This is a genomic window from Mycobacterium sp. UM_Kg27 (assembly GCF_000972905.1).
Classification (GTDB): domain Bacteria; phylum Actinomycetota; class Actinomycetes; order Mycobacteriales; family Mycobacteriaceae; genus Mycobacterium.
The window spans coordinates 1-15,227 of sequence record NZ_JRMM01000007.1 but is presented as its reverse complement, the minus strand read 5'-3'; the positions used below and the strand labels follow the sequence as shown (position 1 = coordinate 15,227).

The window sequence follows — 15,227 nt, the reverse complement described above, 5'->3', positions numbered from 1 at the left end:
CACGTCCTACGCACCTCGGTAATCTAAAACGCGGTTTACCGGCGGCCTCACCTGGATACGGTGCATGAGGTGACCACTTCCGATGCCCTGCGCGACACTTTGGACGGCCGCTGGCGGACGGTGAAAAACCAGGTCCGGGCCACTCTGTGCGATGAGAAGTTTCGTCCGCACTACACACCGAACACGGCAATCGCCCGCGCCAAGGTCGCCGAACAACTCCGGATCATGGCCGGCTCCGGCGTGGCGGCGGACAGTTTCCGCAAGGAACACGGCGGCACCGGCGACGTCGGCGCGGCGATCACCATGATCGAGATGTTGGCGATGTCGGATCTGTCGCTGATGGTCAAGGCCGGGGTCCAATGGGGGCTGTTCGGCGGCGCAGTGGAGAACCTGGGCACCGAACGACACCACCGCGCCTACGTCGAGAAGATCATCGACCTCGACCTGCTCGGTTGTTTTGCGATGACCGAGACCGGCCACGGCAGCGACGTGCAGTCGCTGGAGACCACCGCCACCTACGACCCGGCCACCCAGGAATTCGTGATCGACTCCGCCACGGGGTCGGCCCGCAAGGACTACATCGGTGGAGCCGCCGAAACCGCCACCGTTGCGGCGGTTTTCGCCCAGCTCATCACCGGTGACGAAAGTCACGGTGTGCATTGCTTCCTGGTGCCGATCCGCGACGCGCAGGGCAACGACCTGCCCGGTGTGGTCACCTCGGACTGCCACTACAAAGGCGGCCTTCCGGGAGTGGACAACGGACGCATCGTCTTCGACCATGTTCGGGTGCCCCGGGAGAACCTGCTGAATCGCTATGCCGATGTCGAACCGGACGGCAGTTATCGGTCATCGATTGAGAGCGACGGCCGGCGGTTCTTCACCATGATCGGCACCCTGATCCGAGGGCGGGTCTCGGTGGGCGGAAGCGCAGGCGCCGCCGCCCGGGTCGCCCTGGACATCGCTACCCGATATGCGTTGCAGCGCAGGCAGTTCAGCGCCCCAAGCGACGACGGGATCGAACACGAGGTGCTCATCATCGATTACCTGGTTCACCAGCGCCGCCTGTTCCCGCTGATTGCCCGCTCCTATGCCCTGCAGTTCGCCCAGAACGAGCTGGTGGGTCGCTGCCATGATCTGCAGACCGCCGACGAACCCGACGCCGAAGAACAACGCGAACTGGAGGCACGAGCAGCCGGGCTCAAGGCCGCCAACACCTGGCACGCGTCCCGGGCCATCCAGGAGGCGCGCGAGGCCTGCGGCGGCGCCGGCTACATGGCCGAGAACCGGCTGATCGCACTGCGCGCGGACGTTGATGTGTTCACCACCTTCGAGGGCGACAACCACGTGCTGACGCAACTGGTGGCCAAGCAGCTGCTGACCACCTACGCCGACGACATCGCCGACATGAGCCCAGTCGGGTGGGTGCGATTCGCGGCTGAGACTGTCGGGGATCGGGTGCTCAAACGCACTGCCGCCGAGACGATCATCCAGACCATCGTGGACGCCCGGCAGGACAGCGAGGAGGAGGGCAGCCTGTTCAACCGCGGCACCCAGGTGCACATGTTCGAAGACCGCGAGGAATATCTGCTGACCTCGGTGGCACGGCGGCTCAGAGGCAAGGCCCAGGAAATGAGCGACTTCGATGCCTTCAACGCGGTCCAGGACCACCTGCTGCATGCGGCCACCGCGCACATCGACCGCGTCGTGCTGGAGGCGTTCGTCGCCGGGATCGACTCCTGCCCGGATCCCGACGCCCGCGAACTGCTGGAGCTGGTGTGCGACCTCTACGCGCTCAGCGTCATCGAGGACGACAAAGCCTGGTTCATCGAGCACCGGTATCTGTCCACCGATCGAGCCAAGGCCGTCACCCGCGGCATCAATGACCGGTGCCGGAAATTGCGCCCGCACGCCCAGACTCTGATCGACGGGTTCGGCATCCCCGAAGAATTGCGGTACGCCGAGATGCTGCACCCCGAACACCTGTCGGTACCGCCCGCCGGTGCGTCCACCGGGTAGCCGTCTTTATAGGCTGTCTGGACCCCAGACCGAACAAAGGAGTACCTCTCATGGCGTGGTTCCTCGCCCTGAATGCCACCCCCACCAAGGGCGTGCAAGCGCCCACCTATGAGCTGCACGAAACCGCTGATCTCGAGCGGATCACCGAGGAGATGGCCACCTTCGCGGCCACCGACCGGGCCGTGGCAGTTCCCGCCGTCTTCAACAACGGCCGCCAGCAGGTCACCGTGTACGTGCGGCCGGCCGCCTGGGGCGCGTGGGCGATCTACGAGCTCAGCGAAGAAGAGCGTCGCGAGATGATGGCCAACAATCCGCTGGTCAACGCGCTCGCCCAGGCCCGTGCCGCCAAGCAGCAGGGACAGCCACAGCAGGCGCCGGCGATGTTCGCACCGCAGCAGCCGCCTTCGCAGGCGGGTCCGTCGGCGATTCCCCGGCTGGACTAAACGCCGCCGTCCTCAAACGTGGCTCCCCCGGGTGGACTCGAACCACCAACCCTCCGGTTAACAGCCGAATGCTCTGCCAATTGAGCTACAGGGGATTGCTGTCCTCGCGGACTTGCAAGACTCTAGCGCATACCGAAACCACCGCGGTGCAACGGGGGTCGCACCCGGCCCCCGTCGCACCGCGTGAGGCAGGATGGAAGCACTGCATCGACTGTTTTAAGGGGCCGCATTGATCGGGTATGTCGTGGTGATGGGGGTCGGCTACGTGATGGGCACCAAAGCCGGCCGCCGCCGCTACGAGCAGATTGTCAGCACCTATCACGCGGTGACGAGCAGCCCGGTCGCCAAGGCGCTGATCGACAAAGGACGGCGCAGCATCGCCGACCGGATCCATCCCGATCCGACGATGGTGACGCTGACCGAACTCGAGGACGGCATCACCGTGGTGCGGCCGGAGGAGCCAGACGACGACAACCCGCGGCGGTGAGCTCCGCGACCTCAGGCGGTCAGATCGTCGCCGCTGGCCTGTTCCAGCAGGCTTCGCCGGTAGGCCTCCATGGCCACCAGATCGCCGAAGAGCGCGTGGTATTCGTCGCTGTGCTCCACCGGAGACATGCGCTGCAGTTTGGACTTGACCTCGGCGATCTGGCGGCCCACCCACACCTCCTGGAGGCGGGCCAGCACGCCGCCGATATAGCGCGGCAGCTTGTCCTCATCGACGCGGATGGCCTCCACGCTCAACTCGTGGATCAGCGCGGTGGTCAGCGACGAAGGCGTCTGCTCGCGCACGGTCTCGATCCACTGCGCGCCGCCGGTGCCGGCCACTCCCGCCGTCCCCCCGGCCGCATCGATCGCCGAGCGCACCGCGGCATAGCCGGGGTGGGTAAAGCTCTCCACCGTCAAGGTGTCGAACACCGGCCCGGCCAGCGCCGGGTACTGCAGAGCCGCTTTGAGCGCCTCACGCTGCGGCCACAACGTCGGATCGGTCGGGTTCGGTCGGGCGACCGCCGGCTTTTCGGCCGGGCCGGCGGCCGCGGGAGACGCCGGACGGTCCCGAGCCGGCCCGCTGCTTTTGGCATCGCCCTTGGCCTCGTTCTTGGCCCGCGCACGCACCCGGCCGATCACCTGCGCGACGTCGTCCCAGCCCACCCAGCCGGCCAGCTGGCGCGCGTATTCGTCGCGCAGCGTCGGGTCCTTGATCGCAGCGACCATCGGCACGCAACGGCGCAGCGCAGCGACCCGGCCCTCGGCTGTCTCCAGGTCCATCTCCGCGAGCGCGGTGCGCACCGCGAACTCGAACAGCGGGGTGCGGCGTGCCACCAGGTCGCGCAGCGCTTCGTCGCCGTGTGCCAGGCGCAGATCACACGGATCCATGCCGTCGGCGGCGACCGCGACGAATGACTGTCCGGCCAGCTGCTGCTCACCCTCGAGCGCCTTGACCGCGGCGGCACGGCCCGCCGCATCGCCGTCGAAGACGTAGATCAGTTCACCTCGAAAGAACTTGTCGTCCATCATCAGTCGGCGCAGCATCGCCAGGTGCTCATCGCCGAAGGCGGTACCGCACGAGGCGACCGCGGTGGTGACGCCTGCCAGATGCATTGCCATCACATCGGTGTAGCCCTCGACGACGATCGCCTGGTGTCCGCGGGCGATGTCTCGTTTGGCCAGGTCCAGGCCGAACAGCACGTTGGACTTCTTGTACAGCGTGGTTTCGGGGGTGTTGACGTACTTGGCCTCCATCGGGTCGTCGTCGAACAACCGGCGCGCACCGAACCCGATCACCTCCCCCGCCGACGAACGGATCGGCCACAGCAGCCGGCGGTGGAACCGGTCCATCGGGCCGCGACGCCCTTCGCGGGACAGCCCGGCGGCCTCCAGCTCCTTGAACTCGAAACCCTTGCGCAGCAGATGTTTGGTCAGGCCGTCCCACCCGGATGGGGCGAAACCGCACCCGAACCGCTCGGCGGCGGCGGCATCAAAGTTTCGCTCGGTGAGATACTTGCGCGCCGGTGCGGCCTCAGGGGTGCTCAGCGCCGCCGCGTAGAACTCGGCAGCCGCCGCATTGGCGGCGATCAGCCGGCTGCGGCCGCCGCGCTCGCGCTGGATGTTGGTCGCCGACGCGCCGGTGTAGGTGATGGTGTGGCCGACCCGGTCGGCCAGCAGCTCGACCGCCTCGACGAAACTGGCGTGCTCGATCTTCTGCACGAAGGCGTAGACGTCGCCGCCTTCCCCGCAGCCGAAGCAGTGGAACAGGCCGTGGTTGGGCCGGACGTGAAACGACGGCGACTTCTCGTTGTGAAACGGGCACAAGCCCTTGAGCGAGTCGGCGCCGGCGCGTCTGAGCTGCACGTAGTCACCGACCACGTCCTCGATTCGGACACGTTCGCGGATAGCGGCGATGTCGCGATCGGAGATGCGGCCTGGCACGGGGTCAGTGTAGAGCGCGCCGCCATCTGCACCACCGCGATCGCGTGCACGGCGGAGCCGGGCGAAGCGGATCGCCGCCATCTGCCCAGCCCTCGGTACCGGAACCGCCCATGTTTTAATGACGGGTCAACTGCTGCGTCAGGGGCGTGAATGAACTCGAAACGGGTCTGGTTGCTGACCCTTGTCGCCGTCGCCGTGCTCGCCGCGGCCGCGGTGACGACCTGGCTGGTGCTGCCCGACCGGTCGCGTAGTGCGGCCGGCGTCACCGGCGAGACCGTCAAGCAGGTGCTGCTCAACGGCACCGAGTTGACCGCAATGCTGGACCAGCCCTTCACCACTGTCACCGGCCCGCCGTCCTACGGCGGCCTGGAGGCGATGGACGACTCAGCAACCCCCGGCGACTGCGTGGGAGTCCTCGACGTCGCGCAGCGAAGCGTGTATGCCTCGGCCCCCGTCCAGAGCTACGCGCGTGAGACCTGGATCGACCCCGAGCCCGCTCACGACGGCTTCAAGCCGCTCGACACCCGGGTGATGTTCGTCAAGGAGGCCGTGGTCGCCCTGCCCACCGCCGACGACGCGCGGCAACTGTTCGATAAGTTCACCGAGCAGTGGAAGCACTGCGACGGTCAACCGGTCAACGCGGCCGACCCGGACACGGCCGGATCGCCGCACCTCCGCGGCACCGAGATGCACATCACCGACGTGCGGATCACCGACGATGTCCTGGCCGCATCGATCGTGCTGGACAAGAGCCCTAAGGCGCCGGACACCCGCGCGATCGGGCTGCAGGACAACTGCATCGTCGGTGTCCTGATCGCCTTCACCGGAACCGAGAACGCCAGTGGTTCCGGTGACCCGCAGACCAGCAGCACCGATGTCGTGCGGGCGATGATGGACAAGGTCGCCAAGCTCGGCTGAGTTCATCCGCGGTGGCCGCACGCACGGCGAAGCCGGGTGCTGGGCGCTCCCCTACTTGCGGGGGCGGGCCCGCCGCTGTGTCACTAGCCCGCGACGAGGCGTTCCAGCCGCCCCTCGGTGCATGACGCGATCTGGTCGACGACCACCCGCAGCCGTGCATTGTCGTCAGCCGCGGCGTTGAACGCCGGAACGAAGATCGGGTCCAGGCTCTCCGGTGCCGTGGCGAGCAGCCGGTGCGCGACCTCGTGCACCTGCTCACGCTGGGCGGCCTGAATCCTGCGGTGCTGGTCCGACGATATGATGAACTGCACCGCAAGGGTTTTCAGCACGGCTACTTCAGCCCGCACTAGTTCAGGCACTTCCAGGTTTGCCTGGTAACGGGTCAGCGGTCCCGGGCCGGCGGCGTCGTGGGTGGCGGTGATCGCCGCGGAGGCGAAGCGCCCGACCAGTTCACTGGTCAGCCGTTTGAGTGCCACCGACGCCGACAGTGTCGCGTCGTAATCACCCACAGCGGCCACCACCGGCAGTTCGGTGAGCCGGCGAGCCGCCCCGGCCAGATCGTGCACCCCGTGGGGGTCGCCCAGACGCGTCAGTTCGGCCACGGTCGAGGCGTCGGCGAGCACCCGCAGGTCGATCCGGCCGGAGATGACGCCGTCTTCAACGTCATGCACCGAGTAGGCGACATCGTCGGCCCAGTCCATGATCTGCGACTCCAGACAGACGCGTCCCTCCGGTGCGCCGCGGCGCATCCAGTCAGCGGCCTCCCGGTCGTCGTCGTAGAAGCCGAACTTGGTCCGTACCGAGCCGTCTGTCGCGTGGCGGAACCACGGGTATTTGGTGACCGCATCCAGCGTCGCCCGGCTCAGATTCAGGCCCGCACTCGCACCGTCCGGACCCAGGACCTTGGGCTCCAAACTGGTCAAGATGCGGAAGTTCTGCGCGTTTCCCTCGAATCCGCCACAGCTCGCAGCGATTTCGTTGAGCGCCTGCTCACCGTTGTGTCCGTAAGGCGGGTGGCCGATGTCGTGAGCCAGGCCGGCCAGGTCCACCAGGTCAGGGTCGCAGCCCAATCCGATCGCCATCCCCCGCCCGATCTGCGCGACCTCCAGCGAGTGGGTCAGGCGGGTGCGCGGGGTGTCGCCGTCTCGGGGGCCGACCACCTGGGTCTTGTCGGCCAGCCGGCGCAGGGCAGCACTGTGCAGCACCCTGGCCCGGTCGCGGGCGAAGTCAGTGCGGTGCTGGCCGCCGGTTCCGGGCAGGCCGGCGGTTTTCGACGACTCCGCCACGATGCGTTCGCGGTCGTGCGCGTCGTAGCTGTCGCAGGAGTTGGTAGCCACCGCGGCCAGTCTATTTTGACCCGACCCGAGACCATGACACCGCGGGCCGAAGTTCGGCATCCGACCGCTGCGAACCGAGTGGGCCGGTCGCAGAATTCCGTCGATCACCCCCCGATCACATATAGATTTACCGGCATGCGCATTCCCCGGCTGGCCGCTGCCGCCCTGGCGTTTCTCCTCGCAGTGCTGCTGGTAGCCCCAAGCGCTGCGGCGCAGCCTTCGATGCGTCTGCCCACTTTGATCACCGACAGCGCCGGGGCGCTCTCGCAGTCCGATCGCGCCGAGGTGCAGAACGCGATCGACAAGCTCTACGCCGACCGGCACATCCGGCTGTGGGTGGTCTACGTCGAGGTGTTCTCCGGGCAGACCGCTGAGGACTGGGGACGCAGCACGGCGCGACTCAGCGATCTCGGCAGCAACGACGCCTTGCTCGCTGTTGCCACCGCCGACCGCAGCTACGCCTTCCTGGTTTCCAACGCCATCTCCGAGATCAGCTCGGACAAGGTCGACGCGTTGCGGCGCAACCAGATCGAACCGGCCCTGCACCGCAACGACTGGGCCGGTGCGGCCTCCGCGGCCGCCACCGGACTCGACGCCGCCGCCGCACCCACGCAGGTGAGCTGGACACCGATCCTGATCGCCCTGGCCACGGTGGCGCTCGCCGGCCTGGTGTTGCTGCTGGTGGTCCGTCACCTGCGTCGCCGCCGCCGCGCCGCGGCACTGGCGGCGGCCCGGCGGGTCGACCCCACCGACCCCAACGCGCTGTCCGACGTGCCGGTGTTCGCGCTGGACGCCTTGTCGCGCGAGAAAGTCGTCGAGGTCGACAATGCGGTCCGCACCAGCGCCAACGAATTGGAGCTGGCCCTCGAAGAATTCGGCACGGAACGCGTGCGACCGTTCGCGCAGGCCGTCTCCTCCGCCAAGGCCGCTATGGAGCACGCCTTCACGGTGCGCCAGCAGCTCGACGACGATATCCCTGAGACGCCGGCACAACAGCGCGACTTGCTGACCGGGGTGATCGTCACCGCCTCAAAGGCCGACCGCGAACTGGAGATCCAGCGTGCCGCGTTCGAGCAGTTGCGAGATCTCGTACTCAACGCCGGCGACCGCCTCGACACACTGACCCAGCAACTGGTCGAGCTGACCGGGCGCATCCCGGCCTCCGAGCAGCACCTGGTCGAACTGCACACCCAATTCGACGCCACCGCGCTCAGTACGGTGTCCGGCAACGTCAAGACCGCACAGGATCGGGCCGCCTTCGCCGAACGCAACATCACCCGAGCCCGCAGTTTGGCCGACCACCCGGTGACCGGCGGGCAGAGCGAGCTGGTGGACGCGGTTCGGGCCGCCGAGTCGGGGCTCGGCCAGGGCCGAGCCCTGCTCGACGCGGTCGACAATGCCGCAAGCGACATCCGTCACGCGGTCGCCACACTGCCCGAGACCATCGCCGACGCCGAAGCCGGCATCGCCCAAGCCACCGCACTGTTGCAGCGCGGGGCGGGCACGCATAAGTCCGAGCTGGTCACTGTTCGTGATCGCGTGGTCAAGGCCGTCGCCGCCGCCCGCGCCTCCGGAGATCCCCTGGGGGCCTTCACCGCGTTGCTCAAGGCGGACGCCGACCTGGACCAGCTGCTGGACACGGTCGCCGAGGAGCACGCCGCCGCTGAACGGTTGGCTCGCACGCTCGAGCAGGCCCTGTTCACCGCGTCGTCGCGCATCCGCGCCGTGTCCGATTACATCGATACCCGCCGCGGTAGCGTCGGCCCGGAAGCGCGCACCCGGCTGGCCGAGGCACGGCGCCGCCTCGACGCCGCCCAAGACAAGCGCAGCACCGATGTCGCGGGCGCCATCACCCAGGCCAACGGCGCGGCCACCCTGGCCGCCGCGGCGCAGTCGCTGGCCAAAGCCGACGTACAGGACGCGCAGCGCGCCTACTACGGGCGTTACGGCAACGACCGCGGCGGTGGCAACGACACCGGCGCCATGCTGGGCGGCATCATCATCGGCAACATCCTCTCCGGCAGTGGCGGCGGCTTCGGCGGTGGCGGCTTCGGTGGTGGTGGAGGGGGCGGCTGGAGTCCCACCTCGTTCGGCGGCTCGTCTTCGGGCGGGGGCTTCTTCGGCGGCGGCGGCCGGTTCTAGAGTTCCGGTACACCCATGTTCGATCTCATCAACGTCGCCGTGGCGGCGGCCCTGGCGGCATCCGGGTATGCGCTGTGGGTCCGCCGCCACACCTGGGGATCACGCTGGGACACCAATCCTTCGCGCATCCTGATCTTCATCGGTGGCGCGGGTCTTCTCATGTCCCCCGTCGGGTGGGGGCTGCTCGACCCACTCATATACCGCGTGCTCGGGGTTTGGAACGTCGCCGGCCTGGTTGCTGCGCTGTGCATGTTCGCCGCGGTGGCCACCATGTTCGGGCATCTGACGACGCGACTGACCGATCAGGATCGTGCCAGGCTTTGGGAGCGTCGCTACATCAAGGCGCCGCTGAAATTCGTTCTGCCGTTGACGATCATCGTGTATTTCATAGCCGACCGTGGACAACCGCAGTATCAGGATGTCTTTGCGACCCGTGGCCCATGGTTCACGGTCTACTGGACACTGATCTGCGTCTTCGCGCTCTACCTGTTCGGGCTCACCGGCCGGGTGTTGCTGACACTGCGCGACGATCCACGTTCCAAATCCTCCGCCGACCAGTACCTGGCCTGGATCGCCTTGAAGGTTGCGGCGATGTCCTACCAGCTGATCAGCGTTCTGATCGGAAGTACCTTCACACTGCCCACCTGGATCTGCGCGGGCGCGGCCAGCCTGGCTTTCGCCTACGCGGCTGCGCAGTCCTGGCGGGCTCGCACCGACTGGCTCAAGCCCGCCTGGCCGCCAGCCCCCGAACCCGCCGGGGACTGAACGCGATCAGCAACCCTTGAGGCGCACGGCCAGGTAATCGGAGACCGCATCGATGGCCACCCGCTCCTGAGACATCGTGTCGCGCTCCCGCACAGTGACAGCGTGGTCTTCGAGCGAGTCGAAGTCGACGGTGATGCAGAACGGGGTACCGATCTCGTCCTGGCGGCGGTAGCGCCGGCCGACGGCCCCGGCGTCGTCGAACTCCACATTCCAGGACTTGCGCAACTCAGCGGCCAGGTCGCGGGCCTTCGGCGACAGGTCGGCGTTGCGGCTCAGCGGCAACACGGCGGCCTTGACCGGGGCCAGTCGCGGGTCAAGACGCAGCACGGTGCGCTTGTCCACCCCGCCCTTGGCATTGGGGGCCTCGTCCTCGTGGTAGGAGTCCACCAGGAAGGCCATCAGCGAGCGGGTCAGGCCGGCTGCCGGTTCGATCACGTAAGGCACGTAGCGGGTGTCGGATGCCTGGTCATAGAACGACAAGTCCACCCCGGAATGCTCCGAATGCGTGGTCAGGTCGAAGTTGGTGCGGTTGGCGATGCCTTCCAGCTCACCCCACGGGTTGCCGGTGAAGCCGAATTTGTACTCGATGTCGGTGGTGCCGGCGGAGTAGTGCGACAGCTTCTCGAGCGGGTGTTCGTAGAGGCGCAGGTTCTCACGCTTGATACCCAGGTCGACGTACCACTGCAGGCGCGTGTCGATCCAGTACTGGTGCCATTCCTTGGCCGTGGACGGCTCGACGAAGAATTCCATCTCCATCTGCTCGAACTCGCGGGTCCGGAAGATGAAGTTGCCCGGGGTGATCTCGTTGCGGAAGCTCTTGCCGATCTGGCCGATGCCGAACGGCGGCTTGCGGCGTGCCGTGGTCACCACGTTGGCGAAGTTGACGAAGATGCCCTGCGCCGTTTCGGGCCGCAGGTAGTGCAGGCCCTCTTCGGATTCGATGGGGCCCAGGTAGGTCTTGAGCATCATGTTGAAGTCGCGGGGCTCGGTCCACTCGCCCTTGGTACCGCAGTCCGGGCAGGCGATCTCGCTCATCGGCACGTCATCAGGGTTGCCGCCCTTCTTCAGCGCCACCGCTTCCTGCATGTGGTCCTGCCGGTGCCGCTTGTGGCAGTTGAGGCATTCCACCAGGGGGTCGTTGAACACCGCGACGTGACCGGAGGCCACCCACACCTGCCGCGGCAGGATGATCGCACTGTCCAAGCCGACGACGTCGTCGCGGGAGGTCACGACGGAGCGCCACCACTGTCGCTTGATGTTCTCCTTGAGTTCCACCCCGAGTGGGCCGTAGTCCCACGCCGACTTTGTGCCGCCGTAGATTTCGCCCGACTGGAAGACCAGGCCACGTCGCTTGGCCAGGTTGGCAACGGTGTCGATGATGGACGCCACGAGGGGGTGCACTCCTGTCTTGACGGGACCGCGCCGGCAACGCCGACACGCAAAACATCAGTCATCGTATCGATACCGCCCAAGTTCTTTGACATGCATCATCACGCATGGAACAGTGGAAGCCAGCTGAAAACGATTTCCAACACGTGCGGAGGTGGTGCTGTGCCCTCCTCAGCGTCTGGCCTGGTGGCCGACGGCCACCAACACACCGGTCCTGCCTTCCCCGCGACACCACCTCGGGAGATCCTCGACGCCGCTGGGGAATTGCTGCGTGCGCTGGCCGCTCCGGTGCGCATCGCGATCGTGCTGCAACTGCAGGAGTCGCATCGCTGCGTGCATGAACTCGTCGACGCGCTCGGAGTCCCCCAGCCCCTGGTCAGTCAGCATCTGAAGATCCTCAAGGCCGCCGGGGTGGTCGCCGGGGAACGCTCCGGCCGCGAAGTGCTCTACCGGCTGGCCGATCATCACTTGGCGCACATCGCCATCGACGCCGTAGCCCATGCCGGTGAGGACCGTTGACCGCCCCCGGTGTGCGCTCCACCCGGCAGCGAGCGGCGATCTCGGCGTTGCTGGAGACCGTCGAGGACTTCCGGTCGGCCCAGGAACTGCACGACGCGCTGCGTGAGCGCGGCGAGAACATCGGCCTGACCACCGTCTATCGCACGTTGCAGGCCATGGCCACCGCCGGACAGGTCGACACGCTGCGATCCGACACCGGCGAAGCGGTCTACCGGCGCTGCTCGGAGCATCACCACCACCACCTGGTGTGTCGGGACTGCGGGGCCACCGTCGAGGTGGGCGACCGCGAGGTCGAGGAGTGGGCGGCCCGCATCGCCGCCGAGCACGACTACTCCGACGTCGGGCACACCATCGAGATCTTCGGCACCTGCGCCGACTGCCGGAACTGAGTTCGTCAGCCGATCAGCGCGTCCCGGATATCGACGCCCTTGGTCAGCACCAACAGCACCAGTGTGCGAAGCGCGTCGTCGGTCAAGCCCGATCCGGGAAAGTTGTAGCGCAGCATCACATCTGCGGACTCGGCGGCCTTCTCGACCAGGGTCACGGTCCCGAGCTGACTGAGGGCCGCCTGCTCGGCGGCGCGCTCACGCAGCTGCTTGGTCAGCGGCAGATCCCACCCCAGGATCTGGGTGAGCGACACCAGCTCAAGGTCTTCGGCGATCGGCACCACCCGCAACGACGCCAGTGTGCCGTCATGGCGGACGGTCAGCGCGCCGTCCGGCTCGGCGTTAACGGTCACCACCTCGGCGAGCACCGCGGTGAGGCGATCGGCCAGGTCCGTCATCAGGCCGTGCCGAACCGGCGCTGCCGAGAAGCGTACTGCTCGCAGGCCTCCCACAGGTCGCGGCGGTCGTAGTCCGGCCACAGCTTCTCTTGGAAGATGTATTCGGCGTAGGCGGCCTGCCACAACATGAAGTTGGATGACCGCTGCTCCCCCGAGGTGCGGATCAGCAGGTCCACATCGGGCATGTCGGGCCGGTGCAGATGCCGCGCGATGGTGGCCTCGTTGATCCGGCTCGGGTTCAGCTTGCCCGCCACCGCCTCTTCGGCGATGGCCCGGGCAGCTTCGGCGATCTCGGTGCGGCCCCCGTAGTTGACGCAGTAGTTGATGGTGATGACGTCGTTGCCGACGGTCATGGCTTCGGCGATCTCGAATTCCTTGATCACGCTGCGCCACATCTTCGGCCGCGAACCCACCCAGCGCATCCGCACGCCCATCGCGTTGAGATTCTCCCGGCGCCGGCGCACCACCTCGCGGTTGAAGCCCATCAGGAAGCGCACCTCTTCAGCGGAGCGCTTCCAGTTCTCGGTGGAGAACGCGTACACGGTCAGCCATTTGATACCGAGTTCGATCGCACCGCAGGTGATGTCGATGAGCACCGCCTCGCCCATCTTGTGCCCCTCGGTGCGACCCAACCCGCGCTGGGTCGCCCAGCGGCCGTTGCCGTCCATGACCACGGCAACGTGGTTGGGCAGCGCCTCGGCGGGGATCTGCGGGGCAACAGCCTTGGAGGTGTGCTGTGGGGGGCGACACGGCCCCCCGCCCGGCGGCGACGGCAGCTGCGGGAACACCACCGGCCAGGTGGACTTGTCCGGGAACACCGGATAGTCGTCGGGTGCCGCGGGCAGTTGGGGGAAGGCAGGCTTCCGATTGGCCCGATGCAACACCATGCGCCCTATCCTGCCCGACCGGGCCGGAGCCGCCCGCGGCGACCATGCGGTCGCCGCGGCGGCTTACCGGCTATGCCGACGATCGGGAACCGGCACTCAGATCGATCGCGACGAAGTCGAGGCGCCACAGCGACTGGAACAACTTGCGACCGAACTTCTCCAGGTCCGCCGCACTGCCGCGCGCCGGGCCGGCGGCCTGCGCCAGGTCCGCGGCGATCTGACGAATGCTGCGACGACCGTCGATGCTCTGAACGAACGGCAGCTGCGCCGGGTTCAGCGGCATGCGCCAGCCCGAGCGGAAGATCTCGTTGCCGTTCAAGCCACACTTCCAACGGAACAGCGGCACGTAGTCGAGGCTCTCGGGCGTCGAGAAGTCGATCTGGTAGCTGCTCTTGGGCCGCTCGGGCCGCGTGGCGATGAAGAAGTGCCGAGCGTTGAGGGTGTGGATGCGCTCCATCACCGACCAGATCTTCTCCTCCGGCAAGGCGTTCACCTTGTCGTAGAAGCCGGCCGACGGCACCGCCACATCGTGGGCGTAGTACGGCGCCTTGAGCAGCCAGCCCTGGAAGTCCAGGCCGGCCGACTTGGCCAGGTCGATGCAGCCGTCGACGTCGTAGCTCTTGGCCCGACCGTGCAGGAACGTGTCCACCAGACCCGAGTCCGAGGCCAGGTCGCCGGCGATCTTGAGGTACGGCTGGACCGGGTGGTCCTGCGACAGCAGGCGGATGGCCTGACGGACGGTCTGAATCGACTCGTCGTTCTGTTCCAGCCCGAGGTCCTGGAAGACCGTCTCCAGGATTTCGATGCCGATGCGGCCGTAGCGCGCGTAGAGCATGATGCCGGCGACGCCGTCGGGCCGCAGGCGGTCCGCGATCGCCTTCATGCCTACCTTCGGGTCGGCCATGTGGTGCAGCACGCCCGTCGAGATCGCCAGGTCGAAGTCACGGTCGAGCGTGGACAGCTCCTCGATCGGCAGCTGGTGCAGCTCCAGGTTCCACAGCCCGTGCTTGTCCTTGAGGTACTGCTGGTGCCCCAATGACGACGCACTGATGTCGACGGCCACCACCCGCGCCTGCGGGTTGTTGTAGGCGAAGACCGCCGCCTGGTTGGTGCCGCAACCCGCGATCAGGATGTCGAGGTCAGGGCGGTATTCACGATCGGGCCACAGCACCCGGTGCGCGTGGCTCGGGTCGAACCACTCCCAGTTTCCGGCCGACCATGCCTGCAGGTCGTTGATGGGCGGCGGGTAGGTCCACCGCTCGTACTGCCGGGAGACGACGTCTGCGCGTGGATTATCGGTCACTTCTTTGTGGCTCCTTGTCGAATTGCCCCCCGCCGGATCGGATCAGACTTTAGCGGGGGCTGGTTGTGCCGGTGCGACGCGGCTCACATCGAAGCACGCCGCCCGGTGGTTGAAACGGTTGTGCCGAACCGGCTCAGTGAGCGTGGCCGGTCTACCCGGGCTGCCCGGGCTGGCCGGGCTGGCCGGGCTGGCCCGGTGTTCCACCGGGTCCGGCCGCGCCGCCGGCCCCGCCGGCACCACCCAGGCCGGGTTGGCCGCCTGCACCACCTGCACCACCGGCACCACCGGCACCACCGT

14 protein-coding genes and 1 tRNA gene are annotated in these 15,227 nt (G+C 67.3%); 8 read left to right on the top strand and 7 right to left on the bottom strand.

Features of this window, described 5'->3' with window-relative positions; translation table 11 throughout:
- The first annotated feature begins 60 nt into the window (after positions 1–60).
- Positions 61–2,016 (top strand): acyl-CoA dehydrogenase, encoded by a 1,956-nt coding sequence (locus LI94_RS02195; RefSeq protein ID WP_046300153.1) that lies wholly within the window; start codon positions 61–63, stop codon positions 2,014–2,016.
- A 50-nt stretch (positions 2,017–2,066) separates the two neighbouring features.
- Positions 2,067–2,459 (top strand): hypothetical protein, encoded by a 393-nt coding sequence (locus tag LI94_RS02190; protein ID WP_024440659.1) that lies wholly within the window; start codon positions 2,067–2,069, stop codon positions 2,457–2,459.
- A gap of 19 nt (positions 2,460–2,478) precedes the next feature.
- Here LI94_RS02190 and LI94_RS02185 read toward each other — a convergent pair.
- A tRNA-Asn gene (locus LI94_RS02185) sits at positions 2,479–2,554 on the bottom strand.
- A 134-nt stretch (positions 2,555–2,688) separates the two neighbouring features.
- Between LI94_RS02185 and LI94_RS02180 the strand changes: the two genes are divergently transcribed.
- Positions 2,689–2,946, top strand: coding sequence for a hypothetical protein (locus tag LI94_RS02180; RefSeq protein ID WP_024440660.1), 258 nt, complete (start codon positions 2,689–2,691; stop codon positions 2,944–2,946).
- Between the two features lie 11 nt (positions 2,947–2,957).
- Here the strand turns inward: LI94_RS02180 and dnaG are convergent, their stop codons facing one another.
- Positions 2,958–4,886: a DNA primase gene (gene dnaG, locus LI94_RS02175; protein WP_024440661.1), complete on the bottom strand. Its 1,929-nt coding sequence runs from the start codon at positions 4,884–4,886 to the stop codon at positions 2,958–2,960.
- A gap of 150 nt (positions 4,887–5,036) precedes the next feature.
- On the opposite strand from dnaG, the gene LI94_RS02170 reads away from it, so the two are divergent.
- Positions 5,037–5,804 (top strand): sensor domain-containing protein, encoded by a 768-nt coding sequence (locus tag LI94_RS02170; protein WP_024440662.1) that lies wholly within the window; start codon positions 5,037–5,039, stop codon positions 5,802–5,804.
- Between the two features lie 83 nt (positions 5,805–5,887).
- On the opposite strand, the gene LI94_RS02165 is transcribed toward LI94_RS02170, so the two are convergent.
- The gene (locus LI94_RS02165) at positions 5,888–7,141 is read right to left on the bottom strand and encodes a deoxyguanosinetriphosphate triphosphohydrolase (protein WP_024440663.1); all 1,254 of its coding nucleotides are present in this window, start codon (positions 7,139–7,141) and stop codon (positions 5,888–5,890) included.
- A 135-nt stretch (positions 7,142–7,276) separates the two neighbouring features.
- On the opposite strand from LI94_RS02165, the gene LI94_RS02160 reads away from it, so the two are divergent.
- Positions 7,277–9,283, top strand: a complete 2,007-nt coding sequence (locus LI94_RS02160; protein ID WP_046300152.1) for a TPM domain-containing protein — start codon at positions 7,277–7,279, stop codon at positions 9,281–9,283.
- Positions 9,284–9,298: 15 nt separating this feature from the next.
- Positions 9,299–10,048, top strand: a complete 750-nt coding sequence (locus LI94_RS02155; protein WP_046300151.1) for a hypothetical protein — start codon at positions 9,299–9,301, stop codon at positions 10,046–10,048.
- A gap of 6 nt (positions 10,049–10,054) precedes the next feature.
- Here the strand turns inward: LI94_RS02155 and LI94_RS02150 are convergent, their stop codons facing one another.
- Positions 10,055–11,449, bottom strand: coding sequence for a glycine--tRNA ligase (locus LI94_RS02150; RefSeq protein ID WP_192830892.1), 1,395 nt, complete (start codon positions 11,447–11,449; stop codon positions 10,055–10,057).
- Positions 11,450–11,599: 150 nt separating this feature from the next.
- On the opposite strand from LI94_RS02150, the gene LI94_RS02145 reads away from it, so the two are divergent.
- Together LI94_RS02145 and LI94_RS02140 are read left to right on the top strand one after the other, a co-directional pair.
- Positions 11,600–11,956, top strand: a complete 357-nt coding sequence (locus tag LI94_RS02145) for a metalloregulator ArsR/SmtB family transcription factor (RefSeq protein WP_046300149.1) — start codon at positions 11,600–11,602, stop codon at positions 11,954–11,956.
- On the top strand, positions 11,953–12,345 hold the full coding sequence (locus LI94_RS02140; RefSeq protein ID WP_024440668.1) for a Fur family transcriptional regulator: 393 nt from the start codon (positions 11,953–11,955) through the stop codon (positions 12,343–12,345). The genes LI94_RS02145 and LI94_RS02140 overlap by 4 nt, the downstream gene beginning before the upstream one ends.
- Positions 12,346–12,350: 5 nt before the next feature.
- On the opposite strand, the gene LI94_RS02135 is transcribed toward LI94_RS02140, so the two are convergent.
- The 3 genes from LI94_RS02135 to LI94_RS02125 all read right to left on the bottom strand — a co-directional run bounded on the left by LI94_RS02135 (position 12,351) and on the right by LI94_RS02125 (position 14,930).
- Positions 12,351–12,740 carry a hypothetical protein gene (locus LI94_RS02135; RefSeq protein WP_046300148.1) on the bottom strand — a complete coding sequence of 130 codons (390 nt, stop codon included), beginning with the start codon at positions 12,738–12,740 and terminating at the stop codon, positions 12,351–12,353.
- Complete coding sequence (locus LI94_RS02130; RefSeq protein WP_024440670.1) at positions 12,740–13,627, bottom strand: decaprenyl diphosphate synthase; 888 nt, start codon at positions 13,625–13,627, stop codon at positions 12,740–12,742. Before LI94_RS02130 ends, LI94_RS02135 begins: the two co-directional genes overlap by 1 nt.
- A gap of 70 nt (positions 13,628–13,697) precedes the next feature.
- On the bottom strand, positions 13,698–14,930 hold the full coding sequence (locus tag LI94_RS02125; RefSeq protein WP_024440671.1) for a class I SAM-dependent methyltransferase: 1,233 nt from the start codon (positions 14,928–14,930) through the stop codon (positions 13,698–13,700).
- Between the last annotated feature and the right edge of the window lie 297 nt (positions 14,931–15,227).